Origin of the sequence: Paraburkholderia sp. SIMBA_054 (assembly GCF_046534875.1) — a bacterium.
GTDB lineage: Bacteria > Pseudomonadota > Gammaproteobacteria > Burkholderiales > Burkholderiaceae > Paraburkholderia > Paraburkholderia hospita.
In genome coordinates, this window is sequence record NZ_JAWRXV010000029.1 from 126,230 (window position 1) to 133,139 (window position 6,910).

Here is a 6,910-nt window from a genome sequence, read left to right on the forward strand (position 1 = left end):
CCCTTGAGAGCCATCGTCAGAAATCGAATTTCGCGTTAAGCCTGATGCTGCGGTCCATGCCCGTTCCCAGCGTGCCCGTCTGCACCGAGTTCCAGTAACGCCGGTTGGTCAGGTTGTCGACACTCAGCAGGAACGAGGCGCGATGCCCGCCGATCACCGTGGAATAAGCCGCCCCGGCAGACAGCAGCACATAGCCGGGGATATAGCCTTGGTCCTGCGGATTCACAGGCCGCTGCGTGACGAACGACGCGCCGAGCGTCAACGCAAGCCCAGGGACATACGACGGCCGGTGCGTCACCGACACGTTGCCGATCCACCGCGGTGTGTTCTCGGGAGTCAAGCCCTTGATCGTCATGTCGGAGTCGGGGTTCTGTACGGCTCTGAGCCACTGCACGGCGGCGGTCACGCTCCACTGACGGCCGAAGTCTTTCGTCACGACGGTCTCGAAGCCCCGGTACTTGATCGTTCCGTCGTTCGAGAAAACTTTGGTCGCCGAGTTGGTCACGGCATTCACGCGGTCGATGATGAAGTACGACGCCGTGATCGACAGCCCGTCAAAGTACGAGTCGCGGATGCCGATCTCCTTCTGCGTGGAGACAGCGGGCGCAAGGATCTGATACGCGTTGACTGCATTGACAGGCGCGACGCCGCCGTCTTCGAGACCCTTCATGTAGCTGGCAAACAGCGTTGTGGTCGGCAGGACGTTGTAGAGAATGCCGGCTGCCGGCAACGGCAGATAGGTTCCCTGCGACTCCCGTCCGTCGCTCGACACGGAGCGCGTCTCCCGAAAGCCGATGAGCACCTTCCATTTTTGCCCGATGCCGATGTTGTCGTATGCATAGAGCCCGCTGTCGCTGCTCGTTTGCAGCGGCAAGGAAGTTGAAGGTCTGGTCGGCACCGGCGCTGGCAGTGGAACCGGGTCGTAGATGTTGATCGGCTGCGGCAGGACGATGGAGTTTTGCGCGGGCGTTTCGGCATCGCGTTCGCTGCGGGAGACACCAAGCGTCAGGTCATGCTTGAATGGACCTGTTGCAAACTTGCCGAGCAACTCGGCCCGCTCGAACCGGTTGATGTAGTTCTGCGTCACGGTATTGACCGTTTCCACGCCGCCGGCCCCGGTCGAGACGTTGTAGCCGGCGATGCGCCCCGTGAGGCGCGAGCGGTCCGCATACGAACGGCCGACCTCGACGAGCGCTTTCCAGCTCTCGTTGATGACGTAGTCGACACGTCCCTGCACGTTGGTGGTCGTCGGCGTGTACAGCGCCCATGGCCCCGAGAGCAGGTTCCTCGGATCCGGCACGCGTGGCACCGGCACGTGGCCGTTGACGACCGCCGGCAAATTGATGGAGGCCTGCTCGACCACTTCCTTCCGGTATTGCTCGAAGTCGAACTGGAAGCTCAGCCGGTCCGTGATGCGCCAGTCCGCGCCGAGACTCGCGAACCAGCCATGCCCGTTTCCGCCGTGCACGCCGTTCTCAAGATGCGCACCGGAGAGGTTGGCGCGCAGCCCGAACTGCTTCTCGCTGCCGAAGCGCCGGCCAATGTCGATGCCGGCTCCATATTGCCCGAACGAGTTGCCCGAGAGGATCAGTGAAGTCACATCGCGCTGGGTGGCGCGCTTGGTCACTAGATTGATGATGCCGGCCGGGCTCGCGACACCGAACATCAGTGCATTCGCGCCCTTGAGCGTCTCGATGCGCGCCTTGTCGTCGGTCGGCGTGGTCACGACGCCGGCAATCGGCAAACCGCCGTTCAGGCGGTAGTTCGAAAACAGGTTGAGCTTGATGCCGCGAATGCTCTGCGCATCCGCGGGGCTGCCTTTCGAATTCGTCGGCGCGACGCCGGCCTGGTTCTTGACTGCGTCCGACAATCCGTCCTGTGAGCCCTGAAGCGCGGCACTCGACACTTCCTGCTTGGTCATCGGAAGCGACTCTTTGTTGCCCAGCGCCGACTTGTCGAGTTCGGCCGCGACGGTCGCCGCCACCGGCGCCACGACGCCCGGCTCGAACAGTTTCGCGCTATTCGGAATGCGCGCGCGCAACGCGTCGCGCACGGCTTCGGCCCGCTGTTGCAGCACAGACTGGCTCGCGGTCTTCGAGTACGGAAAGATTACGCCCAGCGCACCGATGATGTTGCCGCTCGAGTCCTGCAAAGGCAATTTGACCTCGAAGCGGTCCTTCTCCCGGTTGACCTCGAGGCTCGTCTTGCCGGTGGTGATCACCTCCATGTCATTCTCATCCGCCGGCTTCCCGATGCGGCCAATGTTGGACGCGATGATCGGATAGTCCGTTCCGCCGCCAGGCGGTTTCACGTGCATGGCGAGCACTGCCACAGCGGGGTACTTCGCCAACGTCTCGTCGACCAGGGTTTGCGCGTATGTATTGAGCGGGATGCGCGGATCGACGCGCACCGGCTCAAACAGATTGTCCGCATGCGCGATGCGGCGGCTGATTTCATCGCGCACTTGCGCAGCCGTCCTGATCAGCGCGAACTTGTCGAAGCCCGAGCCCGCCGGATACGGAAACGTCATCTCCACCACACCGATGATGGCGCCATGCGCGTCGAATAGCGGCACATGCGCTTCGACGTTCTGCTTGCCTGCCTCATTCACTTCGACGAACGGCTCGCCGGACTTGAACACGGCCAGGTCGTCCTGATCCGTCGGCTTGCCGATTCGCTGCTGGGACTTAGCGGCGATGATAAGACTCTGCGCGCTGCCTGGCAGCCTCGCGTGCAGGTCCAATTCGATCAGTTCGGGATGCCTCGCCACGGTGATGTCCACCAGTTCCTGTGCAAAGCTTTTCTCCTGCGCCTGCCTGCTCATACCCTGCGCATCGCTTGCCGGTACCGTTTGCGTCTGAGCGAAGAGCGCTGTGGGCAACGCAGCCGCGACCGCCAGTGCAAGCACGGATTGGGTGAACATGTCTCCTCCATTCCTTCTCGCCCCTCGCTTGATTTCTCGGGAGGTGTCTTGTGCGATGCGTTTCTCGTTTCCTTCCACGTGCTCCGGCCGTGACGGTTCCGGCCTGTCGAGACTGAAGCGAGTCTTTTGCTAGTGATGCCGCGCCCGCGTGGCGTCGGCAGAATCACCCGAGTGACGGGAGCGACGGCCATTGGCGCTGCCGCTTCCGGACGGATCCAGTCATCAATCGATGTTGTCGAGCCTAGCCAGTTCTTCGCGCACAACCGTCGGCGTCAGCGGAATGTAGACGCCCTCCTTCGCAACGACATCCTGGCCCTGGTGGCTGAGCACCAGCTTCAGAAACTCCTTGATCTTGGGCTCGAGCGGCTGGCCTGGCTTCTTGTTGACAAAGATATATACGTAGCGCGAGAGCGGATACGTGTGCGTGTAGACGTTTCCGAGCGTTGGGGCAACGAACGGACCGCCTTCGTTCGCCGCGAGCGGCACGACTTTTACGTTCGGCGTCACGTTCGCGAGCAGCGCGTAAGTCAACCCGCCGGGATGCGTGGCCATGTCTTCCGCCGCCACGGTGAACGCGTGTGTGAAGCCCTTACCTTTGACGAACTGGATGTTGTCCTTGTACTCGCCCCCTTCCAGCACATTGAGCTTCAGAAAATATTCGATGCCGTTGACCGGCTTCAGGCCATATAAATGGATTGGACGGTCGGCCCATTCGCCGCCCAGGCCGAGGTCGCCCCAGCGTGTAATGTCGGCATGGCCGCGGTTGCGCGTCTTCGAGTAGATGGCGTCGAGTTGCGCCATCGTCAGGCCCTTGATGGGGTTGTCCTTGTCGACCAGCACCACGGACGTCGCCGTCTTGCCGAGCGAACCCACGCTGCCTGTTGCCACGCGAATCGCCATCGGCTTGTAACCGAACTTGTCAACGAAGCCTTTTTCTTCGGCCGGCAGCAGTTCGCGCCCGACCGGTGCGAGATCGGCTTTGCCGTCTGTCAAAGCCGGGCCGCCGGATCCGGACGCCTTCGCTTCCATCGTCAGGCTCAGTCGCGGATAGGCCTTCCTGTACAACTTCATCCAGCCCAACGTGATTTCGTCCATCACGTCCGCGCCCACCAGACGCAGTTCCTCCTCGGGCTCCGAATGCACTTCGCCCGGCCGCCATTCGGGAATGGAAGGATCGACCTTGATATGATGTTCCACCGCCGCATACTTCAGCGCAAATGCCTGCGACGACGTAAGAGCGTTCACCACAGTCAGCCCAGCGACAGCGACGACCGAAGTCACCGCCGCTTTGCGCAATGCACCCGCCCGCTTCCCTTGTTTCATGGATGTCTCCTGATCGCATCAACAAATGGCTCTTCTTTCGAAGGCCCGGCCCTCGAGGGCTTCTTTGTGGTGAGCGCTGCGCTCCTGCTGCGAGCCGTCCGTGGCGACAATCATACGATTCTTGCGCCAGTGCTCATCATGCCGTCGAGATACTCTTATCTAGGCCTTATGGTGACGGACGACGTTAAACCAAACCTGAAAGTTCACTAAAAGCGTATACAGGTGCGCTCAATGTCGTCGTGCGGGTCGTCAGCTGAGAGGTTAGCGGGCCGGTTCGAACAGTGCCGCCAGCGACGGAGTCTTCGAGGCCATTTCGTCACGCATGAGTTCAGCGTTGTGCAAGACGAGCGCATTGCTGCTTCCTGCTGGCAGCCGCCAGGTCGACCCGACCACACCGATTGACAGGCCGTTCGCATCGCGCATGACCAGTTCCACCGAGATGTCGCCCGTCTTCGTCATCTCGATACGCGGCTCTCCTGTGTGCAGAACCGACAGGTCGTCGGCGTCGGCTTTCTTGCCGATGTGGCCGATGTTCGATGCGATGATGATGTTGTCCGCGGACGCGGGCGGAGTGACATGCAGAGCCAGAACTGTCAACTCCGGGTGGGACACCAGGGTTGTGTCGATCAAGGTCTGCGCGTAGGTGGGACCGGGTGTTTGGGCCGATGCGGAACCCACCAGCAACAGCGCAGTTGCAGCGCGCAATATGATATCCATCGAACATTCCTCGTTAACGTGCCGCGCGCTTTGTCCAGCGCACGGCAGCGGGCGCATCGCATCCCAGCGGGAAGGGAAACTCAATTAGCAATCAGCGCGCGCGAGTTCTCAACCTGCTTTGCCCTGAGTGGCACGTACATCGCGTGGTCAATGACCGACTGCTGACCTTCTTTGCTCAGGACATAACGCAGGAATTCGGCGAGCACGGGATCAAGCGGCTTGCCGGGCGCCTTGTTGGTGTTGAAATAGATCAGGCGGCTAAGCGGATAGGCGGCGAGCGCGACGTTCTCATAGGTCGGCGCCATGAACGGCCCGCTGGCCGTTTCCGAGAGGGGCAGAACCTTCACGGCTGCATCGATATACGCGATGCCCGCGTATCCGATCGCGTATCGGTCGTCGGCGACATGCTTCGCCAGGGGAAACACCAGCTTGTCATAGTGAATATCGTCGCGCCATTCTCCGCGTTTGCCGTCGACGCTCAGAACTCTCTGGCGCACGAATTCCTCGAAGCCGTTCCAAGGCGCGATTGCGTAGACGTGAACCGGCTTGTCTGCCCATTCCCCCGTGAGCCCGAGGTCGCCCCAGGTCCTGAGAGCCTTTCCGCCTCGCAAATGGCTGCTTGAGAAGAGTCCGTCAATCTGCGCATAGGTCAACGTCTGCAGCGGATTGCCCTTGTTGACAAAAAACGCGATTGCATCCAGGAACCCGAAATGCCGATACGACCCACCGGAGATTGGCACGCTCAACGGCGCGTAGCCGAACTGCGCCTTGAAGTCCGTCACATCCTCCGGTTTCAGTTCGCGCGACACGAAGACAAAATCGAGCTTTTGCTTGACCAGCTCTTTCGCGCCCAGGCTGCCGGCATACGGCGGCGTTATCTGGATATCGACGTCGGGGTAGTACTGCCGAAAGCCAGCAATCCAGCGCTTTACAAGCGCCGGCAGAACGTCGGAAGCCGCGCCCTTGAAGGTGCCGGAGAGCTTGATGTCGGTACGCGGGCGATAGCTGGGAAGCGCGGCGTCGAGCGTGGGTTGCAGCACCTCCGGTTCGACCAGCGCGCGGCCCACCTTCACGCCTTCATCCGCCTGTTCTTTCGTCTGCGGGGTGACCGACGGGAGAGCCGGTACGATCCATTCAACCATGGGCGCCTGACTCTCGCCGATGGTGCCAGCCGTCGCGCCGTCCGAGACGAGTAGCGCCGCAATCGAAACAACTACCGCGAGCGGCGGGCGCTGTGACCGGGCTAACCACTGCCCTGTGCGGGCGGCGGGGCGTTGTGGTGCATAATGTAATGCGGAATTTTGCATGTGCGTCTCCTCGTATTGACGGCGTTGAAACGCCGCTTCTTCCAGCGATTACGGTCGCAAAGACCATCGCGCGTTGATGTATTCGACGCACATAAACCCGGAGTATTCACACTATGCCGCAATGCTAAAACGAATCTGAATGGTTCGTGAATTCCGTCAATGCCGTATGACAGATCTTTCGTGCGCAGGTAGTATGCAGTCACCTCTCGCGCCTATAGGCGGATTCGGATCGGGCGTTCTCCCAGCGTCTACACAAACAAAGTACAAGCCGAGCCCGACCATGCAAGTTACGAATTACTGTTTTGCACTCCTTGTGCTCCCGATCCGATTTTCCATCAGCTTCCGTCGACCCTCGGGCCGGAAGGGCGATTTGACGTCTGCCTGTTCCGCAGCTGTTGGCTGGGGCCAGTGCTGGATTGGGGCAGTAATTTGCATGGGTTGCCCTTCGCGGTACAAGCCCGGTGACACATTGTGCTCGCAGGAGCAAGTGCATCCCGGGCGCTTCATTGATCAGTAATGGATGTTCACGCGACGAATTGCACCTTTGTCTGAACAGTGCGCGTGGCGTTGTTGCATAAATCGGGTTTGAAGACAAAGGCGGTCGTGTGATCTTGAATTCAGGCAATGCGAGCGGATTGCG

General features: G+C 60.8%; 4 protein-coding genes. All 4 read right to left on the reverse strand.

Annotation, left to right across the window (positions count from 1 at the left end; translation table 11 throughout):
* Positions 1 to 16 precede the first annotated feature (16 nt).
* The gene (locus SB822_RS31045) at positions 17 to 2,923 is read right to left on the reverse strand and encodes a TonB-dependent receptor (RefSeq protein ID WP_410856343.1); all 2,907 of its coding nucleotides are present in this window, start codon (positions 2,921 to 2,923) and stop codon (positions 17 to 19) included.
* A gap of 222 nt (positions 2,924 to 3,145) precedes the next feature.
* Positions 3,146 to 4,246, reverse strand: coding sequence for a PstS family phosphate ABC transporter substrate-binding protein (locus SB822_RS31050; protein ID WP_410856344.1), 1,101 nt, complete (start codon positions 4,244 to 4,246; stop codon positions 3,146 to 3,148).
* Positions 4,247 to 4,507: 261 nt separating this feature from the next.
* Positions 4,508 to 4,963, reverse strand: a complete 456-nt coding sequence (locus SB822_RS31055; RefSeq protein ID WP_410856345.1) for a hypothetical protein — start codon at positions 4,961 to 4,963, stop codon at positions 4,508 to 4,510.
* Between the two features lie 80 nt (positions 4,964 to 5,043).
* Positions 5,044 to 6,270 carry a PstS family phosphate ABC transporter substrate-binding protein gene (locus SB822_RS31060; RefSeq protein WP_410856346.1) on the reverse strand — a complete coding sequence of 409 codons (1,227 nt, stop codon included), beginning with the start codon at positions 6,268 to 6,270 and terminating at the stop codon, positions 5,044 to 5,046.
* Between the last annotated feature and the right edge of the window lie 640 nt (positions 6,271 to 6,910).